Origin of the sequence: Nocardioides mangrovi (assembly GCF_020073815.1) — a bacterium.
Taxonomy (GTDB): domain Bacteria; phylum Actinomycetota; class Actinomycetes; order Propionibacteriales; family Nocardioidaceae; genus Nocardioides; species Nocardioides mangrovi.
The window spans coordinates 21,230-34,297 of record NZ_JAIQZJ010000008.1 but is presented as its reverse complement, the minus strand read 5'-3'; the positions used below and the strand labels follow the sequence as shown (position 1 = coordinate 34,297).

The 13,068-nt window shown below is 73.8% G+C and carries 13 protein-coding genes; 4 read left to right on the top strand and 9 right to left on the bottom strand.

Annotation, left to right across the window (positions count from 1 at the left end; all coding sequences use genetic code 11):
• Window positions 1-18 precede the first annotated feature (18 nt).
• Window positions 19-1,218 (bottom strand): ATP-binding protein, encoded by a 1,200-nt coding sequence (locus K8U61_RS14255; RefSeq protein WP_224123703.1) that lies wholly within the window; start codon window positions 1,216-1,218, stop codon window positions 19-21.
• A 279-nt stretch (window positions 1,219-1,497) separates the two neighbouring features.
• A complete protein-coding gene (locus K8U61_RS14250; protein WP_224123702.1) occupies window positions 1,498-1,752 on the bottom strand; it encodes a hypothetical protein in 255 nt (84 codons plus the stop codon).
• A gap of 191 nt (window positions 1,753-1,943) precedes the next feature.
• On the opposite strand from K8U61_RS14250, the gene K8U61_RS14245 reads away from it, so the two are divergent.
• Window positions 1,944-2,810 carry an Fpg/Nei family DNA glycosylase gene (locus K8U61_RS14245; protein WP_224123701.1) on the top strand — a complete coding sequence of 289 codons (867 nt, stop codon included), beginning with the start codon at window positions 1,944-1,946 and terminating at the stop codon, window positions 2,808-2,810.
• A gap of 8 nt (window positions 2,811-2,818) precedes the next feature.
• Window positions 2,819-3,136, top strand: coding sequence for a rhodanese-like domain-containing protein (locus tag K8U61_RS14240; RefSeq protein WP_308043176.1), 318 nt, complete (start codon window positions 2,819-2,821; stop codon window positions 3,134-3,136).
• 20 nt (window positions 3,137-3,156) lie between these two features.
• Here the strand turns inward: K8U61_RS14240 and K8U61_RS14235 are convergent, their stop codons facing one another.
• Both K8U61_RS14235 and aat read right to left on the bottom strand, forming a co-directional pair.
• Window positions 3,157-3,645 (bottom strand): hypothetical protein, encoded by a 489-nt coding sequence (locus tag K8U61_RS14235; protein WP_224123699.1) that lies wholly within the window; start codon window positions 3,643-3,645, stop codon window positions 3,157-3,159.
• Between the two features lie 72 nt (window positions 3,646-3,717).
• Window positions 3,718-4,398: a leucyl/phenylalanyl-tRNA--protein transferase gene (aat, locus tag K8U61_RS14230; protein WP_224123698.1), complete on the bottom strand. Its 681-nt coding sequence runs from the start codon at window positions 4,396-4,398 to the stop codon at window positions 3,718-3,720.
• Window positions 4,399-4,431: 33 nt separating this feature from the next.
• Between aat and K8U61_RS14225 the strand changes: the two genes are divergently transcribed.
• The gene (locus K8U61_RS14225) at window positions 4,432-5,064 is read left to right on the top strand and encodes an EcsC family protein (protein ID WP_224123697.1); all 633 of its coding nucleotides are present in this window, start codon (window positions 4,432-4,434) and stop codon (window positions 5,062-5,064) included.
• Here the strand turns inward: K8U61_RS14225 and K8U61_RS14220 are convergent.
• Window positions 5,025-6,251: a hypothetical protein gene (locus tag K8U61_RS14220; RefSeq protein ID WP_224123696.1), complete on the bottom strand. Its 1,227-nt coding sequence runs from the start codon at window positions 6,249-6,251 to the stop codon at window positions 5,025-5,027. The two genes, K8U61_RS14225 and K8U61_RS14220, sit on opposite strands and share 40 nt — an antisense overlap.
• Window positions 6,248-7,363, bottom strand: coding sequence for a hypothetical protein (locus tag K8U61_RS14215; protein ID WP_224123695.1), 1,116 nt, complete (start codon window positions 7,361-7,363; stop codon window positions 6,248-6,250). Before K8U61_RS14215 ends, K8U61_RS14220 begins: the two co-directional genes overlap by 4 nt.
• A gap of 42 nt (window positions 7,364-7,405) precedes the next feature.
• On the opposite strand from K8U61_RS14215, the gene K8U61_RS14210 reads away from it, so the two are divergent.
• Window positions 7,406-8,671 carry a hypothetical protein gene (locus tag K8U61_RS14210; protein ID WP_224123694.1) on the top strand — a complete coding sequence of 422 codons (1,266 nt, stop codon included), beginning with the start codon at window positions 7,406-7,408 and terminating at the stop codon, window positions 8,669-8,671.
• A gap of 159 nt (window positions 8,672-8,830) precedes the next feature.
• On the opposite strand, the gene K8U61_RS14205 is transcribed toward K8U61_RS14210, so the two are convergent.
• Genes K8U61_RS14205 through K8U61_RS14195 form a run of 3 tightly spaced genes read right to left on the bottom strand, consistent with a single transcriptional unit; the run spans window position 8,831 to window position 13,038 of the window.
• Window positions 8,831-9,763: a hydroxymethylglutaryl-CoA lyase gene (locus K8U61_RS14205; RefSeq protein ID WP_224123693.1), complete on the bottom strand. Its 933-nt coding sequence runs from the start codon at window positions 9,761-9,763 to the stop codon at window positions 8,831-8,833.
• The gene (locus K8U61_RS14200) at window positions 9,756-11,495 is read right to left on the bottom strand and encodes an acetyl/propionyl/methylcrotonyl-CoA carboxylase subunit alpha (RefSeq protein ID WP_224123692.1); all 1,740 of its coding nucleotides are present in this window, start codon (window positions 11,493-11,495) and stop codon (window positions 9,756-9,758) included. The genes K8U61_RS14205 and K8U61_RS14200 overlap by 8 nt, the downstream gene beginning before the upstream one ends.
• 19 nt (window positions 11,496-11,514) lie before the next feature.
• A complete protein-coding gene (locus K8U61_RS14195) occupies window positions 11,515-13,038 on the bottom strand; it encodes a carboxyl transferase domain-containing protein (RefSeq protein ID WP_224123940.1) in 1,524 nt (507 codons plus the stop codon).
• Window positions 13,039-13,068: the final 30 nt, after the last annotated feature.

The following is a 13,068-nucleotide window of genomic DNA, read 5'->3' as shown; positions in this document are numbered from 1 at the left end:
GGTCCATTGTCGGGGGTGTCATCGACTCCGGAGGAACCGGCCGAAGTGCGGGACCGTGAAGGCGACGGTGCCGCGCTCGGCGGCGTACACGAGACCCTTCTTGATGAGACCGTCGCGGGCCGGGGAGAGCGACTGCGGCTTGCGGCCGAGGTGGGCGGCGACGTCGGAGGTGGGGATGGCGCCGTCGACCGCGCCGTCGCCGCGGTCGGCCCCGAGGTCGGCCATCGCGACCATGTAGTCGCGCTCGGCGGGGGTGGCGCGCTCGTAGCGGGCGCCGAAGAAGCCGACCGCGAGCTCGGCCTCGGCGTCGGGCGCGGCCGCCCGGACGTCGGCGACCCGGATCGGCGAGCCGAGGGCGGCGTCCCACGTGACCTTGCCGTAGGCCTGGACGAAGTAGGGGTAGCCGTCGGTGAGGCGGTAGAGCTCGTCGAGGGCCTCGGGCTCGAAGTCGACCTCCTCCTCGGCGGCCGGGACCATCCAGGCGCGGTCGGCCATGTCGCGCGGGAGCCGGTCGACGGAGACGTAGCGGAAGAGGCGCTCGGCGTACGACTTGGCGGCGGCGAGCGCGACCGGGAGGTGCGGCAGGCCGGCGCCGACGACGAGGAGCGGCGCGCGCTGCTGGCTGAGCTCGTGGCAGGCGCCGCAGACGGCGGCGAGCTCGGCGGGCGCGAGGTCCTGCATCTCGTCGACGAAGAGGCCGATGCCGACGCCGAGGTCACCGGCCAGCGACGCGACGTCGCCGAAGAGCTCGATGAGGTCGAGCTCGAGGTCGCCGGAGTCGGCTCGTCCGCGGGTGGCGACGACATCGATCGGCGGCGTCCACCTCATGCCCTTGCGGTCCTCGACGCCGGTCTTGAGCGCGAAGCTCTTGAGGACGCCCGCGACCTCGTCGACCCGGTCGGGGTCGCGGTGCCGGTGGGCGACCTCGCGGACCGCGGCGTGCACCGCCTGCGCGACCGGGATCCGGATGCTCTGGTCGGGTCGCGCCTCGATCTTGCCGGTCCCCCAGGCCCGTCGTACGGCCTGACCGCGGAGGGCGTTGAGGAGCACCGTCTTGCCGACGCCCCGGAGCCCGCTCAGGACCATGCTCCGCTCGGGGCGGGCCGCCGCGACCCGCTCCAGGGTGATGTCGAACTGCGCCAGCTCGCGGTCCCGACCGGCCAGCTCCGGCGGCCGCTGCCCCGCTCCCGGCGCGTACGGGTTCCTGATCGGGTCCATGCTCGGACGGTATCGGCGTTTCTAGGGGAAACCGTAGACAACTCGCCTCATCGCGGGGGTTGGTGACCAAACGACCGGCTGGAGGCCCGGATCGGTGGGGTTTCGTGACCGATCGAGGGGTGTGCGGCGCCGGGCTGCATGAACACCCGGCTCACCGGGGATTCGCGCACCTCGGGGCCGTGGCAACACCCCCGGGGTGACAGGAGTGCCCCCGAGGTCGGGCGTACGGCGTCACCGACCCGGCGTACGGCAATCGGCCGTACGACGACGCCGGCGGCCTCAGGCCGAGTCGACGGCGTGCAGCCGGTCGGCCGCGCGGTCGTAGGCGTCGGTCAGCGTCTGGCGGAGCACGTCGATCAGGTCGGGCACCTCGTCGATGCTCAGCCGGAACGACCCGGCGCACACGGTGTCGCGCCACAGCGACAGCACCACGATGCTCGACTCCTGGTGCCAGGTGACCCGGAGCGCGCGGTCGCCGCCACGGGCGTCGAGGTAGATCGACCCCGTCTCCGGCAGCGGGCGGACGACGGTCACCCCTCCATCATGCGCCCGCCCAGCGCGGCTGTCACCGAAACGTGTGACCCGGGATGGCGAGGGCGAGGGCTGTAACGCCCGGTTGCCTGCTGTTCCCACCGTGCCGCAGCACCCTGGGAAGAGCAGGTAACCGGGCGTTACAGCCGTCCGCGCCCACCCGAGCCGTGGGCGGCCCCGCCTAGACTCGCCCCGTGCCCGAGCTGCCGGAGGTGGAAGCGCTGGCCCTCGACCTCGCGGGCCGGCTGGACGGGCACGCGATCGCGAAGATCCACGTGGCGCAGTTCAGCGCGCTGAAGACCTTCGACCCGCCGCTGTCGGCCCTCGAGGGCACCCTGGTCGACGGGGTCACCCGGCACGGCAAGTTCCTCGACATCGAGGCGTCGGGCGTCCACCTCGTCATGCACCTCGCCCGCGCGGGCTGGGTGCGCTGGCGCGACGAGGTGCCGACGATCCCGCCCAAGCCGAGCACCAAGTCCACGCTCGCGCTGCGGATCGTGCTGGACGACCAGTCCGGCCTCGACGTCACCGAGGCGGGCACCCGCAAGAGCCTGGCGGCGTACGTCGTCCGCGACGCCCAGGACGTGCCGGGCGTCGCGAGCCTCGGTCCGGACCCGCTCAGCGACGACTTCACCATCGACCGGCTCCGGGCGATCCTCGAGAAGGAGGGCGGCAAGCAGCTCAAGGGCGTGCTCCGCCACCAGGGCACCATCGCCGGCATCGGCAACGCCTACTCCGACGAGATCCTGCACGCCGCGAAGATGTCGCCGTTCAAGCCCGCCGGTCACCTCACCGACGACGAGCTCCAGACCCTGTACGACGCCCTGCGCACCACTCTCGGCGACGCCGTCGAGCGCAGCCGCGGGCTCGCCGCCAGCGAGCTCAAGGGCGAGAAGAAGTCCAACCTCGCCGTGCACGGCCGCACCGGGCAGCCCTGCCCGGTCTGCGGTGACACGGTGCGGGAGGTGTCGTTCGCCGACTCCTCCCTGCAGTACTGCCCGACCTGCCAGACCGGCGGCAAGCCGCTGGCCGACCGACGGATGAGCAAGCTCCTCAAATGATTCCCACCGTGTCCATCGCCCAGGTGCCCGACCCGCTCCCCGAGGGGCTGGTCGTGCTCGACGTCCGCGAGCCCGACGAGTGGGCCCACGGCCACATCGAGGGGGCGCTGCACGTGCCGCTCTCGCTGCTGCCCGTGCGCCTCGCCGAGCTCCCAACCGAGCAGACGCTCGTGGTCTGCAAGGTCGGCGGCCGCTCCGGCCAGGCCGTGATGTGGCTCCAGCAGCAGGGGTACGACGTGGTCAACCTGGCCGGCGGGATGCTCGACTGGGAGGCCGCCGGGCGCCCGATGGTGAGCGACACCGGGCAGCCTCCCGTCGTCATCTGACCCTGGTCAGCTGACCCTGGTCAGCTCGCCGAGGGGTCGACGCTCGGCAGGTCGGTCGGGATCGCCGACGGGCAGTTCTGCGTCGCCCAGTCGCCGAAGGCCTCCCCGGCGTCCTGGTCGGACTGGGGCAGGTCGTCGCCGAAGTTCTGCAGGTCGTCGACCGAGGCGTCGTCGTCGATCTTCAGCGCGGCGTCGATGAAGACCTCGAAGCCCTGACGGGCGTCGTCGGGCATGTCCGAGGGGGTGCCGACGTCCTTCATGTCGTTGGCCCAGTCCTTGAAGGCCTTGATCGCGTTGGAGGTCTCCCCCGACGTCGACTGCGACAGGACCGCGTCGTAGAGCCCGCTGAAGGCCTCGCAGAAGTCGTCCTTCGACGCGTCGGCCGGCGCATCCGAGCCGCTGCCGCCCCCGCCGTCGCCACCGTCGCTCCCGCCGCAGGCGGTCAGGCCGCCCAGGGCGAGCACCGCGCCCGCCGCGACCAGTCCGGTACGTCGTGCCCAAGCTCGCATGTTCTTCGTCTCCCGTGTGTCGATCCAGGTCGGTCCGTCGGGCTGCACCCTTCCCCGGCGCTGACGATCCATTCACCGGCCCGAGAAGATCCCAGCCTCCGGAACCTCAAGAGCGCGCTGCAGCCGGGCCAGATACGCCGACCGCTCGATCTCGACCACGCCCAGCGAGGCCAGGTGCGGCGTCGCCCACTGCACGTCGAGCAGCCGCCGGGCCGCGTGCTCGTCGCGCAGCCCCTCGACCAGGCCGAGCAGCGCGACCTTCGAGGCGTCCCGCTCCCGGTGGAACATCGACTCCCCCGCGAAGAGCCCGCCGATCGCGACGCCGTAGAGCCCGCCGGCGAGCCGCCCGTCGCGCCACGCCTCGACCGAGTGCGCCCAGCCCAGCTCGTGCAGCCGGAGGTACGCCGCGCGGATGTCGCCGTCGATCCAGCCCTGCGGGCGGCGCGGGTCGGCGCACGCGTCGACCACGTCCGCGAAGGCGGTGTCGACGCGCACCTCGAAGTCCCGGGCCGAGCGGCGCAGCGAGCGGCTGACCGCCAGGCCGTCGAGCGGCAGCACCCCGCGCAGCACGGGGCAGAACCAGAACATCGGCTCCCCCCGCGCGCCCGACGGCATCGGGAAGAGCCCGTGCCGGTAGGCCGCGAGCAGGGTGCCCGGCTCCAGGTCGGCGCCGGCCGCGACGAGGTCGTCGTCCGGGTCGTAGCGGGCCGGGTCACCGAACGACCAGCGGGTCGGCGGTGGCTCGGCGGGCATGGGCCGACGGTAGCGGTCCGTACCATCGACCACGTGAGCGAGGAGACCACCGACGCCGGGACCGCCAGCGTTGCGCTGCGTCGCGCGCTCGACGGGCTCGGCCCGCTCTCCCCCGCCGCCCGCGCCGCCGAGAAGCACCTCCGCGACCACGACGGCCAGGTCGACAAGGCCATCGACGCGCTCATCGACGACCACGTCAGGTACGCCGGCGCACAGGGCCTGCTCACCAGCCTCGGCGGGGTGATCGCCGCGCCGGTCACGGTGCCCGCCAACATCACCGGCCTCGCGCTCATCCAGGCGCGGATGGTCGCCGGGATCGCACACCTGCGCGGCTACGACCTGGCCGACCCCCGCACGCACAACGCCGTGCTGACCTGCCTGCTCGGCGAGCGGCGCGTCGACGCGCTCGTCCGCGAGCAGCGCCTCCCCGCGCCGCCGATGGCGATCGCGACCGCGCCGGTCCACGACCAGGAGCTGGAGCAGGTCCTCGCCGGCGAGGTCACCGGCCATCTGGTGGCGCGGCTCGGCGGCAAGCACGCCGTGCTGGCCTTCGGCCGCAAGATCCCGGTCGTCGGCGGCGTCGTCGGGCTCGGCGCCGACAGCGTGGCGACCTGGCAGGTGGCGCGCTACGCCGTGCGCGAGCTGCGGCCGCGGACCCGCCGGTAGACCTTGAGCAGGCCCCGTCCGGCGCGGCTCGAGGTGAGCCGACGGTAGGTCTTCTCGCGCCACCGGTACGTCGGGCGCAGGTAGGCGCGCTCCAGCGCCATCTGGGCGTCGTGCAGCTCCTGCCGGAGCCGCTCCTCGCTGTGCCGGAGCCGCGCGCCCTCGAGCAGCAGCGCCTTGATCGCGTCGACCCCGGCCGCCGCGACCTCGGTCTCGTCGGGGGCGTCCGGGTCGGCGTAGTCGGCCATGCTGGCCGCCACCGGCGGCGCCCCGGCCAGGTCGGCGAGGTCGCCGACCACGTCGTAGCCCCGCTGCTCGATCTCGGCCGTCCAGGATCCGGTGACCTCCGCGACCCACGGGTGCAGGTCCGGCGGCAGCGCCAGCCGGGGCGAGCGGGTGCGCCGCGAGAGGGTCTGGTGGGCGAGCAGCTCGCGGACCAGCGGGCGGTAGTCGGACGGCCCGAGGTCGTGGTTGGCGGCGCGGTTGATCCGGCGGACCAGCGCGGTCTCCGGGACGCCCAGGGACGGGTTGGCGCGCTCGGCCTGCAGGTCCAGGTCGAGCCCGTCGAGGCCGAAGGCGATGCTGAACCGCTTCCACAGCAGCTGCTGCGGACCGCCGGCGGGCGGCACGGTGACGACGTGGATCTGCTCGGGCGGCAGCTCGTGACCCCAGCGGTTGAGGATGTCCGGGAGCTCCTGGACGCCCCAGAACCAGGTGGCGATCCGGGTCGACCGCTCGGGGTCGCGGATCTGGTCGAGGAAGGCGCGGAAGGAGAGCCCGGCCCGGTGCTTGACGTTCTCCTGCCACTCGGCCGGGATCTGCCGGACCAGGTCGCGCGCGGAGACGACGAGGTGGACCTCGGTGCCGTCGCCGTGCCCCAGCGAGGCGAGCGCACGGCCGGCCTGCGCCCGCGACGCGGTCGCGAGGATCTCGTGGCTGATGATCGCGGTGCCGTCGTGGCGGCGTACCTGCTCCGCGAGCCGGTCCCAGGCGCCGACGGCCTCGGCCTCGAGGCCGCCCCACGGCAGCCGCATCAGGTCGAGCGCGGCGAGGAAGTGGGCGTCGAAGCGGTCGGCGGGGTAGAGGATCCCGGCGGACGTGAGGACCCGCTTGTTCCGGAAGAGCACGTCCTGGAGGTAGGACGTGCCGGTCTTCGGCGTCCCGACGTGCAGGAGGACCCGCTTGCTCACTCGCTCCTCTTCTCCAGCAGCAGGCGCATCGCCAGCTGCAGTACCCCGGCGTCGTCGGGCTGCTCGACGCCGTCGCGGAGGACGGGCAGCAGGCGGTCCGGGTCGCCATGGACAGGGTATCCAGCCCGGAGCAGGGCCTTCTGCACCCGCACCGCCCGCAGCCGTGCCCACCGCTGGTGCCGCGCGGGCAGGGTCAGCGGGGCGCCGCCCACGGCGGCCAGCCGGGGCCGGAGCGTGTGCTCGAGGAGGTCCGCGCGGGCCGGCGGCACGGCGAGCAGGCCGAGGACCTGCCCGACCCGGCGGGACAGCTCGGTCGCGTCGGCGGAGAGGGGCGTCGGGGTGGCGAGCGCACGGCGGACGCCGACCAGGCGCGGCGCGGCCGCGGGGTCGAGGACGACGTGCACCCGGTCGCGCCCGACCCGGGCGGCCCAGGACGCCGCGGTGTGCGCCAGGTCGGCCCGCGGCGGCAGCGGCCCGCGGCGGGCCAGTCGGTCGACCCAGTCCGACCAGGCCGGCGCGCCGTCGGCGAGGCAGCGGTCGGTCCACACGTCGGCGAGGAGCTGCCCGAGGTCGGCGCCGAGCACGAGGACGACGGCGCCGCGGCCCCCCGGCGGCCGGCCGCGGCGGGTGAGGTCGCGCCGGGCCGCGGCGGCGAGCAGCGGGTCGCCGGTGACCCGGTAGCGGGTGCGGAACCAGCGTGCCCCCGGGACGTGGTGCGGGTCGGGCAGACCGTCGGCGACGACGTCCTCGGCCAGCAGCCCGGCGGCGACCCGGATCAGCTCGTCGTCGGGCAGGTCGGCGGGGTCGACCGGGGGCGGGCCGAAGGCGAGGCGCTCCGCGGCTCCCTCGAGCTGGAGGTCCGGCCGCCCGCGGCCGGGGGCGCTGGCCTCCAGCACCCGGGTCGCGAGCGGCGCCGGGACCGGTCCGGCGAGGTTGCAGCGGCGGAGCAGCTCGAGCTGCTGGGCGCCCGGGACGACGGGCGGGACGGGGGCCGGTCCGGCGGGGTGACTCTCGCGCCAGGACCGCCACGGCGTCGTACCGCCGGCACGCAGGTGCTCGACCCAGGATCCGGCCACGTCGGCGGCGGTCCCGGTGGCTCCGGCTGCGTGCATGGCGGTCATCGTCGCACGACTGAGCGGTGCAAGGATGTGCCGGTGAGCCGCCCCGTCCTCTACCTGCACGTCGGCCTGATGAAGACCGGGACGACCTATCTCCAGGGCGTGATGGACGGCAACCGCGAGACGCTGACCGCGGCCGGGATCAACTTCGTCGGCGAGACCTGGTCGCGCCAGGTGCGCGCCGCGCAGGACCTGCTCCACCTCGACCAGCACGACCCGCAGATCGCCTCGCTGAGCGCGGGCGCCTGGGACGCCCTGCTCGACGACGTGCGCAGCCGGCCCGACGCGACGAACGTGGTCTCGATGGAGTTCCTCTCCTTCGCGCGCCGCCGCTCGTCCGCCCGGCTGGCCCGCGACCTCGCCGGCATCGACACCCACGTCGTCCTCACCGTCCGCGACGCCGCCGCGACGATCCCGGCGCAGTGGCAGACCAGCATCACGTCCGGCTCGACCCACAGCTGGGCGGACTTCCAGGCGGGCGTGCAGAACGCCGTGCGCCCGTGGTGGCCGGCGTACGCCGTGCGCGGTGACTCGGCGGTGCGGGAGTTCCGGCGCACCCAGGACGTCGGCCGGGTCCTCGACGTGTGGCGTCGCGCGGTGCCCGCCGACCACCTGCACGTGATCACGGTGCCGCTCGACCGGCGCGACCCCGAGCTGCTGTGGCGCCGCTTCTCCGAGGTGATCGGCGTGGACCCGGGCGCCGCGACGGAGGCGCCGACGGACTCCAACCCGTCGCTGGGGCACCCGTCCTCGGAGCTCGTCCGGCGGCTCAACCTGGTGCTCGCGGACGTGAAGCCGTGGGACTACAACCGCACGATCAAGACGCCGCTGGCCTCCTCGATCCTCGCCGCGCGGCGGCGCGAGGAGCGCCGTCCCGGTCTCGACGAGGCGACCGCCACCGTCGCCCGCGAGTGGAACCGGCGCACCCGCGACGTGATCCAGGGCTCGGGCGCCCACCTGGTCGGCGACCTCGACGACCTGCCCGTGACGTCATCCGCCTCGGCGGCCGCGTCCGCGGAGCCGACCCCGCGCGAGGTCCTCGACGCCGGCGCGACCGCGTGGCACGGCCTCGTCGACCTCGTCGAGCGGCGCCGCCGCCGGGTCGCTCGGATCATGGGCGCCAACCGGCCCGAGGCGCTCGCACCCCGCGAGCCCGGCTGGCTGGAGCGGGGCGGCAGTGCGGTCGACCTGGACGGCGCGATCCGTGACCTCTCGCGGCTGGCGCGCACCTCGATCCAGCTGCGCCGCGAGATCCTCGAGCTGCGCGAGAGCGACGACTCCGACAGCGCCGGCGACGCCTAGTGTCGCGGGTGGAAAGTATCTGGATGCTTGGTGTCGTCAGGGTGCGTGCCTGGCAAGGCGGCGTCGCGCCGGGCTACCGGGCGTAGCTCCAGCGATGCCAACGCAGCCAGGTGCGTGCCATGGCGGCTCGAACCGTCCAACGACCTTTCTCCCGCGGCACTAGTCCGAGCCGGCGAGCGCCCGCACCACCGCGGATGGGCTCGGCCGGCCGAGCTGGCCGGCCATCCACACGCTGGTGTCGACGACCTGCTGGAGGTCGACGCCGTGCTCGATGCCGAGGCCGGTGAGCATCCAGACCAGGTCCTCGGTGGCGAGGTTGCCGGTCGCGCTCTTGGCGTAGGGGCAGCCGCCGAGGCCGCCGGCGCTGGCGTCGTACGTCGTGATCCCGGCCCGCAGCGCGGAGAGCGTGTTGGCGAGGGCCTGGCCGTAGGTGTCGTGGAAGTGCATGGCGAGCTGGTCGATGCTCATGCCGGCCTCGGTGAAGCCGCCGACGAGCGCGGTGACGTGGCCCGCCGTACCGACGCCGATCGTGTCGCCGAGGCTGAGCTGGCTGGCGCCGAGGTCGAAGAGCCGCTTGCCGACGCCGACCACCTGGTCGACCGGGACCGCACCCGCCCACGGGTCGCCGAAGCACATCGAGACGTAGGCGCGGACGTCGAGGCCGGCGTCGCGGGCGCGGCGCACCGTCGGCTCGAACATGGCGAACTGCTCGTCGAGGCTCCGGTTGAGGTTCTTCTGCGCGAAGGTCTCGGTGGCCGAGCCGAAGATCGCGATGTGCCGGGCGCCGAGCTCGAGCGCGCGGTCCAGGCCGCGCTCGTTGGGCACCAGCACCGGGCAGTCCTGCCCGGCGGGGCCGAGCAGCTCCATGAGGTCGGCGGCGTCGGCGAGCTGGGGCACCCACCGCGGGTGGACGAAGCTGGTGGCCTCGACGATCGGCAGCCCGGCGGCGAGGAGGCGGCGTACGAACTCGGCCTTCACGCCGGTGTCGACCAGGGCCTTCTCGTTCTGCAGGCCGTCACGGGGACCGACCTCGTAGATCGTCACCCGGTCCGGCAGGCCGTCGACGCGGACGGTCATGGGGAGCTCACTCATCGTCGTCCCCCTCCACCTGGAGGAGGGTCGCGCCCAGGGCGACCTGGGCGCCGGTGGACGCGGCCAGCCCGGACACGGTGCCGTCGAAGGGCGCCTTGAGCGAGAGCTCCATCTTCATCGCCTCCAGGACGACGAGGACCTGACCGGCCTCGACCCGGTCGCCGTCGGCGACCCGGACGTCGAGCACGGTGCCCGGCATCGGGCTCGTGATCGCGCCGTCGCCGAGGTCCACGGCGTGGTCGCCGAAGACGTCGGGACGCTGGAAGACGAACCGCTGCCCCTGGTGGACCACCTCGACGCGGTCGCTGCGCACGTCGGCGGCCGGTCGGTCGCGCGGCTCCGGGCCGTCGAGCCGCACCGGCTCGTCGAGGTCGATGACGACCGGCGCCGGGTCGGCGCCCAGGCGGAAGCCGTCGCTCGCGAACGGGCCGTGCTCCTCGCGACGTGCGCGGAAGACCTCCCACGCGGCGGCCTCGCGGGCGGGGCCGGGGTCGGGCGCCGGGACCTCGTTGCGGTCGAGCCACGCGGTGTCGATGGTGGCGTCGCGGAACTCCTCGCTGGCCACCAGCGCCCGCAGGAAGCCGGTGTTGGTGATCAGCCCGAGGATCGCGGTCGCGTCGAGCGCGTCGACCAGCGCCAGGCGCGCCTCCTCGCGGCTCGCGCCGTGGGCGATCACCTTGCCGAGCATCGGGTCGTACGCCGTGGACACGACCTGGCCGCTCTCCAGGTCCTCGTCGACCCGGACCTCGGTCGGCCACGCGACGTACGTCGCCGTGCCCGCCTGGGGTAGGAAGCCCCCGAACGAGTCCTCGGCGTAGACCCGCGCCTCGATGGCGTGCCCGGTGACGGTGACGTCCTCCTGGGCGACCGGCAGCGGCTCACCGGCCGCGACGCGGAGCTGGATCTCGACCAGGTCGAGGCCGGTGATCATCTCGGTGACGGGGTGCTCGACCTGGAGGCGGGTGTTCATCTCCAGGAAGTAGACCTCGTCGGTGTCGACGTCGAGCAGGAACTCGACGGTGCCCGCATTGCGGTAGCCGACCTGCTTGGTCAGGGCGACGGCGCTGCTGGTCACGACCGCGCGCACCTCGGCCGAGATGGTCGGCGCGGGGGCCTCCTCGAGCACCTTCTGGTGCCGGCGCTGGGTGGAGCAGTCGCGCTCCCAGAGGTGGATCGCGTCACCGTGGGCGTCGGCCATCACCTGGACCTCGATGTGCCGACCGCGCTCGACGTACTTCTCGATCAGCAGGGTGTCGTCGCCGAAGGCGCTGCGCGCCTCGCGGGCCGCGGCGGCCTTGGCCTCCTCGAGCTCGCCCTCCTCGCGGACGACGCGCATGCCCTTGCCGCCACCGCCGGCAGCCGCCTTCACCAGCACGGGGCCATTCCAGTTCTTGGCGGCGTCCTCACCACGGGGCACGACCGGAACCCCGGCCGCCACGGCGATCTCGCGGGCGTGGTCCTTGCGCGCCATCGCCTCCATCGCCTCGGGCGGCGGGCCGATCCAGGTGAGCCCGGCATCGGCGACGGCGCGGGCGAAGGTGGGGTTCTCGGACAGGAAGCCGTAGCCCGGGTGCACGGCCTGGGCTCCGGCGGCGAGCGCCTGGGCGACCTGGGCCTCGACGTCGAGGTAGTCGCCGCTGCTGACCGTCGCCTCGATGCCGAGGCGGTGGCAGGTGCGGGCGACCCGGGCGGCGATCTCGCCGCGGTTGGCGATGAAGACGTGCTCGAACATCAGGTCATCACTCCGGCGATCACATGCGGAAGACGCCGTACGACGGCGCGGGGACGGGTGCGTTGGCGGCGGCCGCGAGGCCCATGCCCAGGACGCGCCGGGTGTCGGCGGGGTCGATGATGCCGTCGTCCCAGAGCCGGGCGGAGGCGTAGTAGGGCGAGCCCTGGGTCTCGTACTGCTCGCGGATCGGGGCCTTGAAGTCCTCGTCGTCGGGCTTGCCGGCGACGGTCGCGAGCACCGACGCGGCCTGCTCGCCGCCCATCACGGAGATCCGGGCGTTGGGCCACATCCAGAGGAAGCGCGGGTCGTAGGCGCGGCCGCACATGCCGTAGTTGCCGGCGCCGAACGAGCCGCCGATGACGACGGTGAACTTCGGGACGACCGAGCACGCGACCGCGGTGACCAGCTTGGCGCCGTCCTTGGCGATGCCGCCGTTCTCGTACTCGCGGCCGACCATGAAGCCGGTGATGTTCTGCAGGAAGACCAGCGGGATGCCGCGCTGGTTGCAGAGCTCGATGAAGTGCGCGCCCTTGAGCGCGGACTCGCTGAACAAGATGCCGTTGTTGGCGACGATGCCGACCGGGTGGCCCCAGATGTGCGCGAAGCCCGTGACCAGGGTGTCGCCGTACAGCTTCTTGAACTCGTGGAAGCGGCTGCCGTCCACGACGCGGCGGATCACCTCGCGCACGTCGTACGGCGTGCGCGTGTCGGCGGGCACGACGTCGTAGAGGGTGCTCGGGTCCTCGTGCGGCTCCTCGACCGGCTCGACCGGCCAGGGCGCGGCGCCCGGCCGGGGCAGCGTGCCGACGATGCTGCGCACGATCGCGAGCGCGTGGGCGTCGTCCTCGGCGAGGTGGTCGACCACACCGGAGGTGCGGGCGTGGACGTCGCCACCGCCGAGCTCCTCGGCCGTGACGACCTCGCCCGTCGCGGCCTTCACCAGCGGCGGGCCGCCGAGGAAGATCGTGCCCTGGTTGCGCACGATCACGGTCTCGTCCGACATCGCCGGGACGTAGGCGCCGCCGGCCGTGCAGGAGCCCATGACGCTGGCGATCTGCGGGATGCCCCGCGCGGAGAGGTTGGCCTGGTTGAAGAAGATCCGGCCGAAGTGCTCGCGGTCGGGGAAGACCTCGTCCTGCATCGGCAGGAACGCGCCGCCGGAGTCGACGAGGTAGACGCACGGCAGGTGGTTGTCGCTCGCGATCGTCTGGGCACGCAGGTGCTTCTTGACCGTCATCGGGTAGTAGGTGCCGCCCTTGACGGTCGCGTCGTTGGCGACGACGACGACCTCGCGGCCCTGCACCCGGCCGATGCCGGTGACGACACCGGCCGACGGCACGGGACTGGTGCCGAGCTCGCCGTACATGTCGTGCGCGGCGAGCGGGCTCAGCTCGAGGAACGGGCTGCCCGGGTCGAGCAGGCGGTCGACCCGGTCGCGGACCAGCAGCTTCCCGCGGTCGGTGTGCTTCTTCCGGGCCGCCTCGCTGCCGCCCTGCCGAGCGGTCGCCAGCCGCCCGCGGAGGTCGTCGACGAGCTCCTTCATCTGGGTCACGGCCTCAGGTTAGCGATCGTT

Excerpts from the sequence above, each read along its gene's own strand:
- K8U61_RS14205 (WP_224123693.1), bottom strand. The coding sequence starts at position 9,763 with ATGAGTGAGCTCCCCATGACCGTCCGCGTCGACGGCCTGCCGGACCGG.
- K8U61_RS14235 (WP_224123699.1), bottom strand. The coding sequence starts at position 3,645 with ATGCGAGCTTGGGCACGACGTACCGGACTGGTCGCGGCGGGCGCGGTG.
- K8U61_RS14200 (WP_224123692.1), bottom strand. The coding sequence starts at position 11,495 with ATGTTCGAGCACGTCTTCATCGCCAACCGCGGCGAGATCGCCGCCCGG.
- K8U61_RS14215 (WP_224123695.1), bottom strand. The coding sequence starts at position 7,363 with ATGCACGCAGCCGGAGCCACCGGGACCGCCGCCGACGTGGCCGGATCC.
- K8U61_RS14255 (WP_224123703.1), bottom strand. The coding sequence starts at position 1,218 with ATGGACCCGATCAGGAACCCGTACGCGCCGGGAGCGGGGCAGCGGCCG.
- K8U61_RS14195 (WP_224123940.1), bottom strand. The coding sequence starts at position 13,038 with ATGAAGGAGCTCGTCGACGACCTCCGCGGGCGGCTGGCGACCGCTCGG.
- aat (WP_224123698.1), bottom strand. The coding sequence starts at position 4,398 with ATGCCCGCCGAGCCACCGCCGACCCGCTGGTCGTTCGGTGACCCGGCC.